General features: G+C 69.2%; 13 protein-coding genes, 1 tRNA gene and 1 other RNA gene. 7 read left to right on the top strand and 8 right to left on the bottom strand.

The window, feature by feature from the left end:
* The first annotated feature begins 423 nt into the window (after positions 1-423).
* Positions 424-1,245 carry a hypothetical protein gene (locus ACFOW8_RS04565; RefSeq protein WP_378545865.1) on the top strand — a complete coding sequence of 274 codons (822 nt, stop codon included), beginning with the start codon at positions 424-426 and terminating at the stop codon, positions 1,243-1,245.
* Positions 1,246-1,377: 132 nt separating this feature from the next.
* Positions 1,378-2,592: an ammonium transporter gene (locus ACFOW8_RS04560; RefSeq protein WP_378548463.1), complete on the top strand. Its 1,215-nt coding sequence runs from the start codon at positions 1,378-1,380 to the stop codon at positions 2,590-2,592.
* Here ACFOW8_RS04560 and ACFOW8_RS04555 read toward each other — a convergent pair.
* Together ACFOW8_RS04555 and ACFOW8_RS04550 are read right to left on the bottom strand one after the other, a co-directional pair.
* Positions 2,589-3,683, bottom strand: coding sequence for a neutral zinc metallopeptidase (locus ACFOW8_RS04555; RefSeq protein WP_378545862.1), 1,095 nt, complete (start codon positions 3,681-3,683; stop codon positions 2,589-2,591). The two genes, ACFOW8_RS04560 and ACFOW8_RS04555, sit on opposite strands and share 4 nt — an antisense overlap.
* Positions 3,684-3,743: 60 nt before the next feature.
* Complete coding sequence (locus ACFOW8_RS04550) at positions 3,744-4,652, bottom strand: neutral zinc metallopeptidase (protein ID WP_378545859.1); 909 nt, start codon at positions 4,650-4,652, stop codon at positions 3,744-3,746.
* A gap of 275 nt (positions 4,653-4,927) precedes the next feature.
* Here ACFOW8_RS04550 and ACFOW8_RS04545 point away from each other — a divergent pair, with 275 nt between their 5' ends.
* Positions 4,928-6,550 (top strand): DUF2207 family protein, encoded by a 1,623-nt coding sequence (locus ACFOW8_RS04545; RefSeq protein ID WP_378545856.1) that lies wholly within the window; start codon positions 4,928-4,930, stop codon positions 6,548-6,550.
* A 22-nt stretch (positions 6,551-6,572) separates the two neighbouring features.
* Here ACFOW8_RS04545 and ACFOW8_RS04540 read toward each other — a convergent pair whose 3' ends face one another.
* Both ACFOW8_RS04540 and ACFOW8_RS04535 read right to left on the bottom strand, forming a co-directional pair.
* Positions 6,573-7,841 (bottom strand): ROK family transcriptional regulator, encoded by a 1,269-nt coding sequence (locus tag ACFOW8_RS04540; RefSeq protein WP_378545853.1) that lies wholly within the window; start codon positions 7,839-7,841, stop codon positions 6,573-6,575.
* A 230-nt stretch (positions 7,842-8,071) separates the two neighbouring features.
* Positions 8,072-8,647, bottom strand: a complete 576-nt coding sequence (locus tag ACFOW8_RS04535) for an HhH-GPD-type base excision DNA repair protein (protein WP_378545850.1) — start codon at positions 8,645-8,647, stop codon at positions 8,072-8,074.
* A gap of 76 nt (positions 8,648-8,723) precedes the next feature.
* Between ACFOW8_RS04535 and ACFOW8_RS04530 the strand changes: the two genes are divergently transcribed.
* Entirely contained in the window at positions 8,724-9,527 is an 804-nt protein-coding gene (locus ACFOW8_RS04530) for a methyltransferase domain-containing protein (protein ID WP_378545847.1), read from the top strand.
* Between the two features lie 216 nt (positions 9,528-9,743).
* Here ACFOW8_RS04530 and ACFOW8_RS04525 read toward each other — a convergent pair whose 3' ends face one another.
* The 3 genes from ACFOW8_RS04525 to ACFOW8_RS04515 all read right to left on the bottom strand — a co-directional run bounded on the left by ACFOW8_RS04525 (position 9,744) and on the right by ACFOW8_RS04515 (position 11,861).
* On the bottom strand, positions 9,744-11,039 hold the full coding sequence (locus tag ACFOW8_RS04525) for an aminotransferase class I/II-fold pyridoxal phosphate-dependent enzyme (RefSeq protein ID WP_378545845.1): 1,296 nt from the start codon (positions 11,037-11,039) through the stop codon (positions 9,744-9,746).
* Between the two features lie 140 nt (positions 11,040-11,179).
* Positions 11,180-11,274, bottom strand: an RNA gene (gene ffs / locus ACFOW8_RS04520) — signal recognition particle sRNA small type.
* Between the two features lie 26 nt (positions 11,275-11,300).
* A complete protein-coding gene (locus ACFOW8_RS04515) occupies positions 11,301-11,861 on the bottom strand; it encodes a TetR/AcrR family transcriptional regulator (RefSeq protein ID WP_378545842.1) in 561 nt (186 codons plus the stop codon).
* A 153-nt stretch (positions 11,862-12,014) separates the two neighbouring features.
* Between ACFOW8_RS04515 and ACFOW8_RS04510 the strand changes: the two genes are divergently transcribed.
* The 3 genes from ACFOW8_RS04510 (at position 12,015) to ACFOW8_RS04500 (ending at position 13,822) form a co-directional block, all read left to right on the top strand.
* The gene (locus ACFOW8_RS04510; protein ID WP_378545839.1) at positions 12,015-12,995 is read left to right on the top strand and encodes a hypothetical protein; all 981 of its coding nucleotides are present in this window, start codon (positions 12,015-12,017) and stop codon (positions 12,993-12,995) included.
* Between the two features lie 66 nt (positions 12,996-13,061).
* Positions 13,062-13,149 (top strand) — tRNA-Ser (locus ACFOW8_RS04505).
* 253 nt (positions 13,150-13,402) lie between these two features.
* Positions 13,403-13,822 (top strand): DUF5994 family protein, encoded by a 420-nt coding sequence (locus tag ACFOW8_RS04500; RefSeq protein WP_378545836.1) that lies wholly within the window; start codon positions 13,403-13,405, stop codon positions 13,820-13,822.
* Positions 13,823-13,999: 177 nt separating this feature from the next.
* On the opposite strand, the gene ACFOW8_RS04495 is transcribed toward ACFOW8_RS04500, so the two are convergent.
* A complete protein-coding gene (locus ACFOW8_RS04495) occupies positions 14,000-15,433 on the bottom strand; it encodes a threonine/serine exporter family protein (protein ID WP_378545833.1) in 1,434 nt (477 codons plus the stop codon).
* Positions 15,434-15,711: the final 278 nt, after the last annotated feature.

Below are 15,711 nucleotides of genomic sequence, written 5' to 3'. Positions count from 1 at the left end.
AGGCTACCGGCGGCCACCGACAGGCGGGTGCGCGGCCGACCGCCCAGAAGGACCCACCTTTATTGTGATGCGAATCACACTTCAAGTTGCGGTCGACAGAATGCGGGAAAAGCGGGGACGATGCGCCGCAACGGTCGAGTTATCGATTGCTCCTGGCCGGGCAAATGCCGGAAAGGCCATTCATCCAACCTGGTTGTCGCATGAATACATACTCACTACCGGTTTATGGACCACATTCTGGATGTAACGAAACAATCAATCGTGGTGACAGTGGCGCAAGCCCCTGGCTACCGTGGATCTCGGCAACTTCGGTGGCCAAACCTTCATCAGGTTGGTGACCCCGGCCGGTCCCTCATCCCGACCGGGGCACAACCTTCGCGCACCGTATCGCTCCCCCACCGCCGACCGGAGGAACGTTTCACCGTGCTGTCGTGTGATGACATCGCAGCCGCTTGGCTCGCGCACACCGAATTCGCAGGCGACAACGCCGCGGTCGGATTGCTGAGCCGGGCGATCAGCCCCCAGGATTTCGACATCAAGCGCGATTCGCTTCCGGTAGCCGCCGCGGCGGATCCGGCGACCTCGGCGGCGATTCTGCAACTACTGGAACGCGGACAGGTCCCCACCATGGCCGCCATCCGCACCCTCACCGCGCAGAACGAGATGCGCCGCGAGGCCGAGCGGATCGAACGCCTCGGCCGCCGCGCCCAGCGCAGTATCGACGAATTCGGGCGCATCCTGGCCAAGCTCGCCGCCGCGCACTGGACCGAACACGGCATCGGCCCGACCAGGCGCGACATCCTCGCAGACGCCGAGGTCACCGACCTCATCACCGAGCGGGTCGGCGAGATCGCACCGTCAGCCGTCAAGCACCTGTGGCTGATCGAGCGCGCGCAGCGCGCGGGCTGGATCGCCTCCAACGCCAATCCGGGTTCGCTGTGCCCGGCGCGGCGCTGGCACACCACCAAGTACGGCAACCGGGTTTCCCAGAAGCCGGTGAATGCGGTCGGCAAGCTGGTCGCCGGCTTCGTCGTCGAGCACACCGCGGCCAAGGGCAGGCCGCCGAGCTGGGCCGCGCTGGCAAGAGACGCGCGCGACGATCGCGGCCGCCGCGTCTTCTTCGACGTCGCCGACGCACACGCACAGCGCCGCTGGCTGGTCACGGCGGAATGGCTCGCCGAGAGCGACCTCCCCGTCGCGGGTAAACGCGGTCTGCGCGCGCTGGCGAAGGAAAACCGCAGCTAGGTCGAGCCGCTGCCGGGGCACCCCGGCGGCCTTCGGTAGTTTCCTTGCACGCAATCACGCGTGGAAGAAGGAGTTACCGTGCCCGCGACGATCGATCCTGCGGCCACCGCCTGGCTATTGGCGGCCACCGCCATGGTCCTGCTGATGACACCGGCGCTGGCGCTGTTCTACGGCGGGATGGTGCGCTCGACCGGCGTGCTGAACATGCTGATGATGAGCTTCATCGCCATCCCGCTCGTCACCGTGGTGTGGCTGGTCGCCGGTTACAGCCTGGCCTTCGGCGCCGACGCCGGCGGCGGCCTGATCGGCAATCTCGACCACCTCGGCCTCGCGGGCATCGACCCCGGCTCGGTGCGCGGCGGCATCCCGGAACTGCTGTTCGTCACCTTCCAGCTGACCTTCGCGATCCTCACCGCCGCCCTGGTCTCCGGCGCCATCGCCGACCGGGCCGAGTTCGCGGGCTGGATGGCCTTCGTTCCGCTGTGGACGCTGGCGGTGTACGCGCCGATCGCGCACTGGGTGTGGGGACCGGACGGCTGGCTGGCCGGATTCGGCGCGCTCGACTACGCGGGCGGCCTGGTCGTCGAGATCGCCTCCGGCGCCTCCGCTCTCGCGCTCGCCCTGGTGCTCGGTCCGCGGATCGGGTTCAACGTCGAGGCGATGCGCCCGCACAATCTGCCGTTCGTGCTGCTCGGCGCCGGTCTGCTGTGGTTCGGCTGGTTCGGCTTCAACGCTGGTTCGGCGCTCGGCGCGAACGGTACCGCGGCGGCGGTGTTCCTGAACACGCTGGTGGCGGGCAGCCTTGGCATGCTCGGCTGGCTGGCCGTCGAGCAGATCCGCGATGGCAAGCCGACCACCTTCGGTGCGGCCTCCGGCGTGGTCGCGGGCCTGGTCGCGATCACCCCGTCGTGTGGTGTGATCAATACGCTCGGCTCGGTGGTGGTCGGTCTCGCGGCCGGTGTGGTGTGTTCGTTCGCGGTCGGCTGGAAGCACAAGGCGGGCTATGACGATTCGCTCGACGTGGTCGGCGTGCACTTCGTCGGCGGCATCGTCGGCACGATCCTGATCGGCCTGCTCGCGACCGAGGTGATGACCGGCGGGGTGAACGGCCTGTTCTACGGCGGCGGCTTCGCGCAGCTCGGCAAGCAGTTCGTCGCGGTGCTCGTGGTCGCCGCGTACGCGTTCGTGGTGTCGTTCGCACTCGGCAAGGGCGTCGACAAGGTGCTCGGCTTCCGGATCAGCAAGGAGGACGAGACCTCGGGCATCGACTTCGCCATGCACGCCGAGACCGCGTATCCCGAAGGCGTGCACGGCAGTTCGCCGCGCAAGTTCGGCACAGCCGGCTAACTCACCTCGTCGGCCGGGGCCAGCCAGGTATTGCATTCGAAATTGCGGTTCTTGCGGTAGCCGTGGTTGTACCAGTTGCCGTTGTGTTCCGGGGTGCCGTGATCGCGGTGACGGCCATTGCCGTCACCGCGGTTGTAGTTGTGTTTCACCGCGGCGTATCCCTCCTGCGAGGTCCACGACCCGCCCGCCTCCGCGGAGCCGACGTACATGCCGCCGAAACAGCTGGCCTGCAACTCCATCCGGCGCGAGGTCTCCAACCCGTCCGCCGACATGGTTCCCTGCCGTCGGCGCTGATCGGACGACGCCTGCAGCAGGCCGGTGAGTCCCTGCACGTGATGGCCGTATTCGTGGGCGTACACCGACAGCGCCTCCATCGGCGGGAACGGCGTGTTGTGCAGGACGAGGCCCGCGGTCGACATGTAGATGGTGCTCGACGCGCTGCAGTAGAAGGCATCGCTGGACGACCCACCGCACGGCGAGGACAGCTCCGAAGGATTCACCGCGACAACGAGTCCCGGACTGCGGAACGGCAGCTTCGCGGTGGCGAGATTGGGCCGCCACATCTGGTCGAGGCACACCTGCGCGGCGGCGAAGAACGCCGTCGCGGTGGCGACGTCGGTCGCCCAGCGCGGCAGGTCGCAGTCCAGATTGCCGAGACCCGCGTCGTCGTCGCGGAACAGCGGGTGCTGGCCGAGTGCGATCACCGGTTGTGGCCCAACCGGTTTCGTCGTGGTGGCGACGGTGGTGCGGGCCGTGGTGCGGATGGTCGTCGCGGGCCGCGCCGAAGTAGTGGCCGGTGCCGCCGAGGTCGGGGTGTAGGTGAAGCTCGGCGGGGTCGTCGTCGCGGCCCGGTTGTCAGCGGACTCCGCCGAGATCGCGACACCCGCGATCACCAGGGCCGCGACGATGCCGCACACCGTCAGCGCGGTGAGCAGCTTGCCGAAGATGCCCGATCCTGGCGGTCGCCGCGGCGGATACCCCTGCGGCGCATAGCCGTACGGTGGTGGCAGCGGCCGACCATAGGGCGGCGGCAGCGGCCTGCCGTACCCGGGCGGCAGCGGACGCCCGTACGGATCCCGCGGCGGATACACGGCACTTCCCCCATCACATCAGTAGTCGAGGACAACCGGCCCGTGGACCGGATACGGGCGCTAGCTCACTTCCCCCGACGACGCGGTGAAGGTGTTGCACTCGGCGGTGAGATTGTCGAGACCGGACTCGAACCACGCGCCACCGTTCTCGGAGGTGCCGTGGTCGCGCATGTCACCCGGCCGGTCACCGCGGCCGTAGGAGTCCCTGGTCGCGACCGTCACCTGCGAGGCGGTCAGCGCGCCGCCACCCTTCGAGGAGGCGATGAACATGCCGTCGAAACAGTTGGCCTGCAACTCGACCCGACGGGAGAGCTCGAGCCCCTTGGCCGAGCGCACGCCCGCGTCCACCCGCTCGCTGTTGGCCTTGCGCAGGATCCCGGACTGTGCCTGGATGTGGTGACCGTACTCGTGCGCGAACACCGACAGGTACACCACCCAGTTGTCCCGGAACTGCTCGGTCTGCAGCTGGCTGATGGGCATGTAGATGGTCTTGTTCGCGGCGCAGTAGAAAGCGGCGAAATTGCTCGTCGACCCGGTGCACGGGGTGGTGATGCCCGCGGTGGTCGCGGTGATGCTCAGCGTCGGCGCCTCGAACGGCAGCCCGTTGGCGGCCATCAGCGGCTGCCACGCCGCCTCGAGGCAGGTCGCCGCCGACTCGAAGAACGCGCGCGCCTGCTCCACCTGGGTGCTCCACGGCGCGTAGTCGCAGGAGGCGGGGACCAGCGTGCCGTCGGCATCGGTGAGCAGCGGATTGTCGCCGGTCGCCGCTGGCGCGGTGCCCTGGTCCGGGCCGTAGGTGGTGCTGGGCTTCGGGCCGATCGCCCCGAGGCCGACGTCGATCCCGGTGTTGACGGCGAACCGCACCAGACCACCGACCACCACGATCACCATGATCAGCAGCACCACGGTCAGCCCACCGCGGCCCTTGCGCGGCGGTGGAGTCGGCCTGCCCGGCGGACCGTAGGGCATCGGCGGCGGCCGGTATCCCGACGGCGGGCCATAGCCCTGCCGCGGCGGGTATCCCCGTGGATAGCCTTGCGGCTGTGGATAACCAGGCGGACCGTATCCAGGCTGCGGCCGGTATCCGGGCGGCGGCCCATAGCCAGGCGGCGGAACCGGTCGTCGACCTGGGTCGACCGGTCCATAACCGTGCGGTGGTTGGGTCACGCCCCCGTACCCCCTCGTCTCCTCGAGTCGCCGACAGCCGCTGACGCAGAATAGCAAGCTGTCTAGAGTAAGCAGCCATGCTGACTTTTCGGGGGGGCGCCGCAGGCGCGCTGCTGCTCGCTTCCGCGAGTTTGCTCGCCGCCGCGCCGGTAGCCCACACGGAGCCCGCGCCGACCGGTGTCACGATCACCGCCGACCTCACCCTGACCGAAGAGGGCGTGCTCGAGGTCACCGAGACCGTCGGGGTGCCCGCCGACGGCAACTTCCGGATGGCACTGCCGCTACGCCTGAAGGTCGGTGACGATGTCGAACGCCGGTTCGCGGTCACCGATGTCACCGCGACCGGCGCAGGCACCGCGACCACCGTCGACGATCAGTTCGTCGTCGAGGCCGCACCGGGTGAATCCACGTTCACCTACTCGGTGCACAACACGGTATCCGACGCACCGGGCACCCAGGTCTTCCACTGGCTGGGCGTGGTGAGCGCCGATATCGCCGCGCTCGACGTGTCGGTGATCAGCCCGAGCTTCCAGATGGGCGTCGTCGACTGCAAACTCGGCCCGGCGGGCAACACCAAACCCTGTGCCGACGTGCATGTCGAACCCGACGGCGTGCTGTATCTGAGCCAGCGCGACCTGCGCAAGGGCGACGCGATCGACCTCACCATGCAGCTACCACCCGGCACCGTCGAGGCCAATGCCGATGTGCGCGGGGGCGATTCGAGTCCGTTCGCCGTCACCACGCCGGTGCTCGCCGCGTTCGGCGCGCTGCTGCTCGCGCTGGCCGCGATGGTCGCCTATGTGCTGCTCGCCCGCAAGCGCGCGGCGGCGGCGATCGCGAGTAGCGACAGGTTCGACCCCCTTGTCCAGCAGGGCGGCCGGGTGGAGTTCACCTCGCCCGACGGAGTACTTCCGGGCGAGGCGGGACTGCTGCTCGACGAGCACGTCGATCCGGTCGATATCGCCTCGACCGTCGTGGATCTCGCGGTCCGGCGCTATCTGTGGATCACCCCGGTGAACGCGCGCGGCGAGGACGACTGGCGGATCAGCAGGCTCAACGCCGCCGACGACCAGCTGCGTGACTACGAACGCACCGTCTACGACATGCTGCTCCCCGAGGGCACCGATACGGTGGCCGTGCGCGAACTGCGCGCGCCCGGCCGGGTGAAGCTCGACCCGATCCGCGCCGCCATGCGGGCCGACGCGGTCGCCACCGGCGCCTTCGCCGACCCGAAGCAACGGGCGCTTCCGCGTTGGATCGGCGTCGCGCTGATCGCCATCGGCGCGATCGCCACCGTCGCCCTCGCGCTGACCTCGGGCCACGCGCTGGTCGGTGTCGCCATCGCGCTCGCCGGTGTCGCCGCGACCGCGCTGCCCAATTACCTGCCGACCCGGACCACCCTCGGTGACACGGTCGTCGGCCGGATCAAGGCGATGCAGCGTGGGCTCGACACGGTGGCCCGCGAGCAGGTCCCGCCGATCGACCAGGAGACGGTCTTCTCCCGCGCGCTGCCGTATCTGGTGATCAGCGGCCGCACCGACAACTGGATCCGCACGTTCCGCGATATGGACCCCTCGGCCGATTCCCAGCCCGGCCTCTACTGGTTCGCCGGGTACGACCGTGACCGCAACCTGCACCGCTTCGCGGCTCAGTTCCCGTTCTTCATCACCGCGTTGGAAGGCGCGTTCGGACCCCGCTGAGCTCGGTGCCGCCGGGCGATCCTCAGACCCGGCGCAGCGCCGTGAACGGGTCCGCGTAAAGCGCGCTCAACGAGGTGACGACCGCGGCGAATTCCTGTACTTTGCCACCGAATCCGCTGATCCGGATGTCGGTGGGCGGGAGCTGGGTGCTCTGGTTGAATGCCCTCGCCACGTGCGCCAGCGCGGGCCGGTAACCGGAGAACGCTTGCCCGCCGAGCACGACGCGGTCGGGATTGAGCATGTCGCGGACGAGTGCGACGGTCTGGCCGAGCATGGTCGCGCGTTCGGCGAGCAGCTCACGCGCACCCGTCGACCCGGACTCCGCGGCCACGTACAGATCGGCGATGGTGGTGCCACCGGTGCCGTTGTGCGCCGGAATGATGCCGCGGCCGACCGCGCGGGCGTGCAGGGCCCGGTCGCCGACGGTCGCTTCCAGGCAGCCGCGCCTGCCGCAATGGCACCGCACGTCCGAGCCGGTGGGCAGGTGCGCGATGGAACCCGGTCCGTTGCTCGGGGTGTGCACCCGGCCGTCGAGGGTGACCGCGATGCCAGTGGTCTCGCGGACATAGAAGTACAGGCCGCTCCCCACCGGCGCGGCGGGCGGTTCGGGTCGGCGCGTGTCGAAGGTGGGCAGCAGGAGTTCGGACGCGGCCATCGCCTCGACGTGCGGTGCGACCGACACCGGCAGCTCGAGTACGTCGCCGATGACCTGACCGAGCGGCGCGCCCTGCCAGCCGAGCGCGGGGTGGTCGACGACGCCGGTCTGCGGATCGACCCGCCCGCCCACCGCGACGCCCGCCCACAGCGGGGTGCGCCGGTGCCAGCGCTGCAGGAACGCCTTGGCACTGCGGGCCACGGTGGTGACCGCGAATTCCTGGCCGGTCCGCGGGGTGGCGATGGCGAGGCCGCCGAGAATCCGGCCGCGCAGGTCGGCGGCCACGATCTTGGTGGTGGCGGCACCGATGTGGACGCCGAGCGTGAGATGGGTGTCATGGTCGAGTTCGAACGGCACGCGCGGCCGTCCGACCGCGCCCGCGGCGGTCAGATCCGGCCGTTCCCGCAGCAGCCCGGCCGAAAGCAGAGCGGCCACTTGCCGATTCACCGTGGCGATACTCAGTCCGGTCGCGCGCGCGGCGGCGTCGCGCGAGATCGGGCCCGCGACCGCGGTGCGCAGAACGGCCGCTGCCGGGGTGTCACCGCGGCGCAGTTCCGGGGCGACGACGGGGCGGGAGACCCGAGGGCGGGCGGTGGACACCCTGGCGCCCGCGCGGTCGACGATGGGAGTGGACATGGGCGGTTCCTTGCTGAAATCCCGTTGTCACCACGGGATTGCCGACACGTGTGGCGTGGCAGCTCCGCGAGCCGGAAGGCTCAGCTGCGGATCAGGAACGACAAAGTTCGCGTGTCAACGGCAGGCGCAGGCCGAGCGCAGCGGTCACGTAGGTGACTCGCGTAACGCTGGGGTGCTTGCCGGACATAACGATCAAGCTAACACCGAATCCGGTTCGCCGACAAGCCCGATCATCCGGACTTGGCCGCCGCCTTGGCCTGCTTCTTGAATTCCCTGACCTCGGCCAGCGTGTCGGCGTCGACGACATCGGCGACCGATCGCCGCGACCCGTCGTCGCCGTACGATCCCGCCGCCTTGCGCCAGCCCGCAGGCTGCACACCGCGCTGCTTGCCGAGCAGCGCGAGGAAGATCTTCGCCTTCTGCGCGCCGAAACCGGGCAGGTCCTGCAATCTGCGCAGCACCTCTTTGCCGTCGGGGTCGTCGTCGGTCCAGATCTTGGCAGGCACGCCGTCGTAGTGCTCGAGCACGTACTGGGCGAGCGCCTGGGCACGCCGCGCCATCGAGCGTCCATAACGGTGGATGGCGGGCGGGGTGGCGGCCAGTTCCTCGAACTCGGCCGGGTCGGCCTCGGCGATCCGGCGCAGATCGAACCCGTCCATGCGCTCAGCGAGCTTGTGCGGACCGCGGAACGCGTGCTCCATCGGATACTGCTGATCGAGCAGCATGCCGAGCAGCAACGCGAAGTCGTCGGTGCTGAGGAGTTCGTCGGCCTCGGCGTCCTGTGCCAGACACAGCGTACGAGTCATACATTCATCGTGACACATTTCACCACTAGCCTCTGAGACCATGCCAAGCACAGAGGCCCCCACGATGGCGGTAGGTATGACCGACTACACCCCTCGCCCGGCCCGCTTCGACCAAGCGGGTAAGGACCAGCTGATCGACGCCCACGACCTGGAGGTCACGCAACCGGGAATGCGCAGGCTACGAGCCTGGAGCCACGAAGTGCTCGGGCTGCGGCCCGGCGAGCGCGCCCTCGATGTGGGCTCGGGAACCGGGTCGGAGGTGTTCGTCTTCGCCGACGCCGTCGGACCGACCGGCGCCGCCGTCGGCGTCGAACCCGATCCCGAGCTGCTCGCCTCGGCGCAGCGCCGGGCCACCGAACGCGGCTCGTCGGCGAGCTTCACCAGCGGCGATGCCTACGGCCTCCCCTTCGGCAACGACGCCTTCGACGCGGTGCTGTGCGAGCGGGTGTTCCAGCATCTGACCGCACCGGCCCGCGCGGCGGCTGAGATCGCCAGGGTACTGCGGCCGGGTGGCCGTGCCGTCGTGGTCGACAGCGACTGGGCCACCTCGATCGTGCACCCCGGCGACCGCAGGGTGGCGGGCGCGGTGATCGACACCCTCATCTCCTCGACCACCAACCCGCTGGCGGGCCGCGCCATCGCGGGCCAGCTCAGCGCTGCCGGGCTGGTCGTCGACGAGGTCGGCTCGCACGCCCTGGTCCAGGACTCGAGCGTCGGTGCTGGTGCGCTGGTCAGCCGGATCGCCGACCTGGCCGTGCTGCGCGGGGTGATCACCGCCGCCGAACGCGATCGGCTCATCGCCGACCTGCGGGCAGGCGCCGAACGCGGCGACATTCACGTCTCGGTCACCATGTTCGCGGTACTGGCGCACAAGAAGTAGAGCTCCTGCGACGGGGCTGAGGTAAGCGCGCCGCACCCACCGAACCGCAGCTCACACCACACCCAGCCCCGCACCCGCGACCCCGAGGAGCGGCGGCCACGCAGTGGCCGGTCGCGGCCGGGTCGCCGGTCAGCGCTCGAAGCGCATGCGCCGCAGGCGCGAGTCTCGAGCGCTGACCGGCGGCCCCTAGGGGCCGCGACTCGAGCGCGCCAGCGCTCAATCAGACACAGCCAGCAGTTTTTCGGTGGCGGCTAGCAGAACGCAGGTGGCGAGGCCCTCCATCGCCTTCTCCAGCTCGGGCAGCTGCGGGAAGGAAGGGGCGATGCGGATGTTCTTGTCCTCGGGGTCGTCGCGGTACGGGAAGGCAGAGCCGGCCGCGGTCAGCGCGATGCCCGCGTCCTTGGCCAGCGCGATCACCCTGGCCGCCGTGCCTTCCAGCACATCGAGGCTGATGAAGTAGCCGCCCTTGGGCTCGGTCCAGGACGCCACCTTGGAGGCGCCGAGCCGGTCCTCGAGAATGCGGCGCACCAGCGCGAACTTCGGCTCCAGCAGCTCGCGGTGCTTCTGCATGTGCTCGCGCACGCCTTCGGCGTCGGAGAAGAAGCGCAGGTGCCGCAGCTGGTTTAGCTTGTCGGGGCCGATGCTCTTCTTCGACGCGTGCGACAGGTACCAGTCCAGGTTCGCCTTCGAGGCGCCGAAGAAGCTGACGCCCGCACCGGCGAAGGTGATCTTGGAGGTGGAGGCGAACACCAGCGGCCGGTTCGGATTGCCCGCTGCCGCGGCCATGCCGAGGACGTCGAGAACTGGTGCGGCGGTGTCGGTGAGCGGGTGCACCGCGTAGGCGTTGTCCCAGAACAGCCGGAAGTCCGGTGCCGCGGCGGGCATCGAGACCAGTTCGCGGACAACCTCTTCGGAGAACACCGAGCCGGTGGGGTTGGCATAGTTCGGCACCGCCCACAGGCCCTTGATCTGCGGGTCGTTCGCCAACAGCGCGGCGATGGCTCTGGTGTCGGGACCGTCGTTGTGCATCGGAACGGGGATCATCTCGATGCCGAGCGCCTCGGTGATCGCGAAGTGGCGGTCGTAGCCGGGCGCGGGGCACAGCCATTTGACCGTCTCCTCGACGGCCCAGCGGCGCGGCGAGTCGGGGGTGCCGTAGAGCATCGCGAACACGATGTTGTCGTGCATGAGCTCGAGGCTGGCGTTGTTGCCCGCGATCAGGTTCTCGACCGGGATCCCGAGTAGCTCACCGAAGATCGCGCGCAGTTCGGGCAGGCCGTTGAGGCCGCCGTAGTTGCGGCAGTCGGTGCCCGACCCGTCGCGGAAGTCTCCGTCGCCGGGTAACGACAGCAGCGCCGCGGACAGGTCGAGTTGTTCCGGTGACGGCTTACCTCGGGTGAGGTCCAGCGTGAGCTTCTCGGTCCTGAGCGTCGCGTAGTTCGCGGTCTGGGACTCGTGCTCGGACACGAGTTCCGCGTGGCTCATCAAACCGATCTGCGTTTGCCGGGGCATCCTGGGCAGCCTTTCGAAGCAGCAAGGTGTTGGGGTACCCGCAACGTTACCCGGCGGTTGCTCGGAATCGGTGGGGTATCCGTAGCCGGATGCGGCTCGCACGCTGCGAAGGTGCGGATGATCGGGCGAGGCCCCCAAAGATAAGGGGACCCCGCGCACCCGGCAGAGCCCGTTGACCCTTGCTGCCTTCCGGCCCTGGGGGAGTTCACAGGATGCGCGCCGCGCGGGATCCGTCGGCCAGTGTAGCGGGTACCGCGCCTGCTAGCGATCGGGGGGCGCGAACAGCAGGTCGGCCGCGCGCGACAGCACCTCGACGCGGGTGCGTCCCTCGTGATCGGCGGCGAGGAAGTGACTGCCGATCACCGCGCAGAAGGCGAGTAGGCCGCGCGCCTCCACCTCGTCAGGGTCATCGCAGAATTCGCCGATCGTCTCGCGCAGCAAGGCCATTCGGCTGTTGTCGACCCGGCGCAACCTGGCGGCGACGGCGTCGTCGACCCTGGCCCAGGCCCGGATCGCCAGGTCGATGGGCAGCAGTCGGTTGCTGGAGAAGGTGAGCAGACCGGCGAGCCGCGCCTTGGTCTTCGGGTCGACGCCCGCGTGCTCGACCCGCGCGAGCACCTGGTCGACAGCCTCGCTCTCCCACGCGTCGAGCAGCGCCTCCAGCAGCGCGTCCCGGTCGGCGAAGTAGCCGTAGAAGCCGCCCTTGGTGACCCCGATCCGCTTGGCGAGCACCTCCACCCGTACCGCGTCGACGCCCGAGGTGGCCAGCACCTGCAAGCCCTCCTCGATCCATCTCGACCTGGGTGTTCGCGCGGTGCCCATGGGGTATCCCACCTCATCTAGTCCGGCAACGGTGGCCGGGACCAGTGTAGGCAGGGCGATGGTCGGCGCCCGGGATCGCGGACGGCTGGCTACGATCGGTGCGACATCGACGAGGGGGACTCCCCCGCGACTCGGAAGTAGGGGGATCCGCGCGTGACCGGTCCGAACCAGAAACCGCCAGGTGACGGCGTTCCGCCGTCCGATCCCACGGTCCACTGGTGGGAGCGACCGAGCGCAGACGCCGCTGGGCCAGGCCAGGCCGACCCGACCATCCTGCGTGGCGATCTCGGCGGCTACACCCCGCCACCCGCCGCGACGCCGTACCCGTCGTCCACCGGTGACCCGTATCAGCAGGCCAACCCGTACGCGGCGGCCGCACCGCCACCGCCGAGCTACTACGCCCAGCCCCAGCCCACGCCTCAGTCCGCGCCCTATGCCGCGATGCCGCAACAGCAGTGGGGCGCTCCCCCACGACCGCCGTCCTCGAGCAACAAGGTCGTGTGGTGGATTCTCGGCGGCTCGTTCGGCGTGGTGTTCCTGCTGATCGTCGGCCTGGTCGTGCTGGTCAACAGTGGCGACGGCGACAACGATCCGTTCGGCGTCGACTCGTCGGAATGGGCGGGCGACTACCAGTTCGTAGAGGGCACCAACGCCTGCGACCTGATCGATCTGACGGTGCTCAACCAGTGGTCGACCACCCGTGAGACCACCACCCACACCGAGCGGGGGCCGTCGGAGTACAGCGGCGGCGGTTCCTACGACTGCGATGTCAGGAACAAGGAGTCCGGCCGCACCGGAAGCGAGGCGAGCCTGTCGCTCGAGGTCGAGTTCAAGTCCAGCTACGAGGACGAGTCCGACTACGCGCGCTGGAAGGGCTACGACACCAAGACCACCGGTAAGGACTACGACAACGGCCCGGTCAGCGGGCTCGGTTCGGAGGCCTACTACGCGAGCAGACAGGTGACCTACACCACCCTGCCCAACGACTACGACTTCATCGTCGCCGCGCACGACAGCAATATCTCGGTGAAGGTGAAGCTCGACGTGTCGACCATGGGCGGCTTCGACAAGACCACCATGCAGTCGATCTGCGAGGCACAGGTCCGCAAGGTGCTGGCGGCGCTGAAGAAGTAGCTGGTAGGACGCTTACCGAGGGGCCGGTTTGGCATCGGCCCCATGCCACCCGCTATGCTGCTCCACGGAGGATTCGCCTAGTGGCCTATGGCGCTCGCCTGGAACGCGGGTTGGGTTAACGCCCTCAGGGGTTCAAATCCCCTATCCTCCGCCACAGCAGGGCCCTGACCGGTTCGCCGGTCGGGGCCCTGTTCGTTTAATCGGTGGATCTGTCGGTGGCCGTCCGTAGAGTGAGCCACGATGGTGCGCACCATGCCCCACCGAACCACCCACGAGTATCGCCGCCGGCAGTGTGCGTGCCGACACAGTGGAGTGGGTAACCCACCTCAGTGCCTGTCCGTAAACGGACGGCGTGCGCCGGTCGATGATTGGTCAACCGCGCTCGAGACTTCAGAAAGAACACCTACGTGACTACATCACCTGACACGAGCATCGGCCGCGACGCGGCCGGGCCGATCCGGCTGATGCTGCGTGACCGAGACACCACCACGGGCCCGATCGACGGCGCCTGGTGGCCACGAACCAACCAGCCGATGACCGAACTACACCAGCTGGTGCAGGCGGTGGCCCCGCGCATCGGCAAGCTCGCCCGGCTCGGATTCGACTGGAACGCCATCGAATCCGCCGAAGACACCGGCCCCGGCTCGAAGATCATGCACCTGGTCGGCAGCAACGGCGCCGCGCTGGCGCTGCTGGTGATTCCCGCAGCCACCGATGCACCCGCTGCCCGCAGCCAGATGCGCTGGGCGGCAGGCAAACCGCGCATCCAGGATCCGGCGCCCGCCGACAGCGCCGCCGAGGGGCCACGCGCTCTCGTCCAGACCTGACCCGGCGCCGCGTTCCGGCACCATGGTGTTGGCGCGGCCGGGGACGGACCACCTCTTAGGTGGCGCCACCGACACGACGGGGCACTTACCAGGTGCCGGGCTTCACGCCGGAGTGCTGGACCGGACTCTGACACAGGCCCGCGGCCGCGGTCCGGTCGCGCGCACGCGCGGCCCAGCTCAGCGGTCGCTGGTGTAGGCCGGGTCGAAATCGCGCGGAGTCCCGCGGCGGGCGAGCAGGCGGTCGAACCACTCCCCGAGGACGACACCGGCGGCCAGCGCGCATCCGACACCGAAGGCGGACAGGATCTGCCCGAAGCCGAGCAGCGTCTCGTCCTCGAGCAGGGCGTACAGGCCGCGGTACACCTTCAGGCCTGGCAGCAGCGGTGTGATCCCGGCGACCGCGACGACCAGCGGCGGGGTCAGCGCGCGGCGCGCCATCAGACCGCCGGCCAGGCCGACCAGGGTGGCCGCCATCCCGGAGGCGACGACGGGACCGAAGCCGATGTCCTGCGCGCCGAGGTAGGCCATGGTGCCCGCGGCGCCGCTGAGCCCGGCCGCGAACAGCGCCCTGCGCTCGGCGTAGCAGGCCAGCGCGAAGGCGATGGCCGCGACCGCACCGGCGATCAGCTTGATCCAGAGATACTCGGTGTCGCGCCCCGCGCTCGCCGCGATCTCCGGAACGGCGATGCCGAGCATCGTCGAAACCCGCAGCGCCATGGCGATGCCCGCGACGATACCGCCGGTCATCATCACCACTTCGAGCATCCGCGCCGCCGCGGTGATCGGCGCGCCGGTGATGGCGTCCTGTACCGAGCCGACCAGCTGCTGCCCACTGAGCAGCACGGTGATGCCCGCGGCGACGATCAGCGCGGCGTCGGCACGCCAGTGCTCGCTGATCGACGCGAGCGCGATGGCGGGTGTCGCGGCGATCACCCCGCCGACAAGATTCTGGAAGAAGATCGGCAGGCCGAGCTGATGCAGGGCCCGGTTGACCACATCGATCAGCGCGGTCGTCACGAAACTGATGGCGGCGAGCACCACCCCGCCGCCGAGCAGCACCGCGATCGAGGCCGCGAGCAGCGACCATCCGAGCGTCGACACCCACCGTGGATACGGGTGCCGGGTGGAGACGATCTCGTCGAGCGCGGCATGGGCTCGCTCGACTGGTACAACGAAGGCGCGGATCAGCCGGGTGAGGCGGTCGACGGCGGCCAGCCGGGTGAAGTCGAGCGAGCGGTACTTGACCATTCGCATATCGGTGGCGGGTGGCAGTGAGGCCCCGCGGTCGGCGGTGATGCGGATCGCGTCGTAGGTGACGTCGATATCGCATTTGTCCAAGCCGTAGGTGGAGGCGATGAAGCGGACCTGCGCCTCGGTGTCGGTCACGCCGGTACCTGCGGCGAGCACCACCTCACCAACCCGCACGGCCAGATCCAGGACCTGCGCGACCTCGGCATCGTCGGTCAGGTCGATCGGCCGCAGCGGCGTCGGTGCGGCGATGATGTTGTCGGCCGTCGCGCGCTGCGCCGGCAGCACGAACGGCCTGCGCAGCCGCAGCCACTGCCACAGGCTACGGCGTTCGCCTGCTTCCACCGCTTGATCCGCACTCATAGACACGACGGTAATGGCGCGCGGGCCGGATCCGCCGCTCGCAACGACATCGTCACGGTGTCGGCTCGCCGACACCCGTGTGGCTCATATCTCTTCGATCAATCCGGTGCTGTAGGCAGTCGCCGCGAGGTGCTGGAGGCAGCGCGGACCGCACCGTTGGTGCTCAGTCAGCACGAAACGGGCCTGTTGGAGCGAAGAGATGGGAGAATCGGCGACGCAGTCGGCATGTACGCGGCGCCAGTGCTCTTCGCGGGCACGCAGCGCGGCGCGCGATGCCG

The sequence above is a fragment of the Nocardia rhizosphaerae genome (assembly GCF_042650365.1).
Lineage (GTDB): Bacteria > Actinomycetota > Actinomycetes > Mycobacteriales > Mycobacteriaceae > Nocardia > Nocardia rhizosphaerae.
This window is presented reverse-complemented; position numbering and strand designations above follow the sequence as displayed.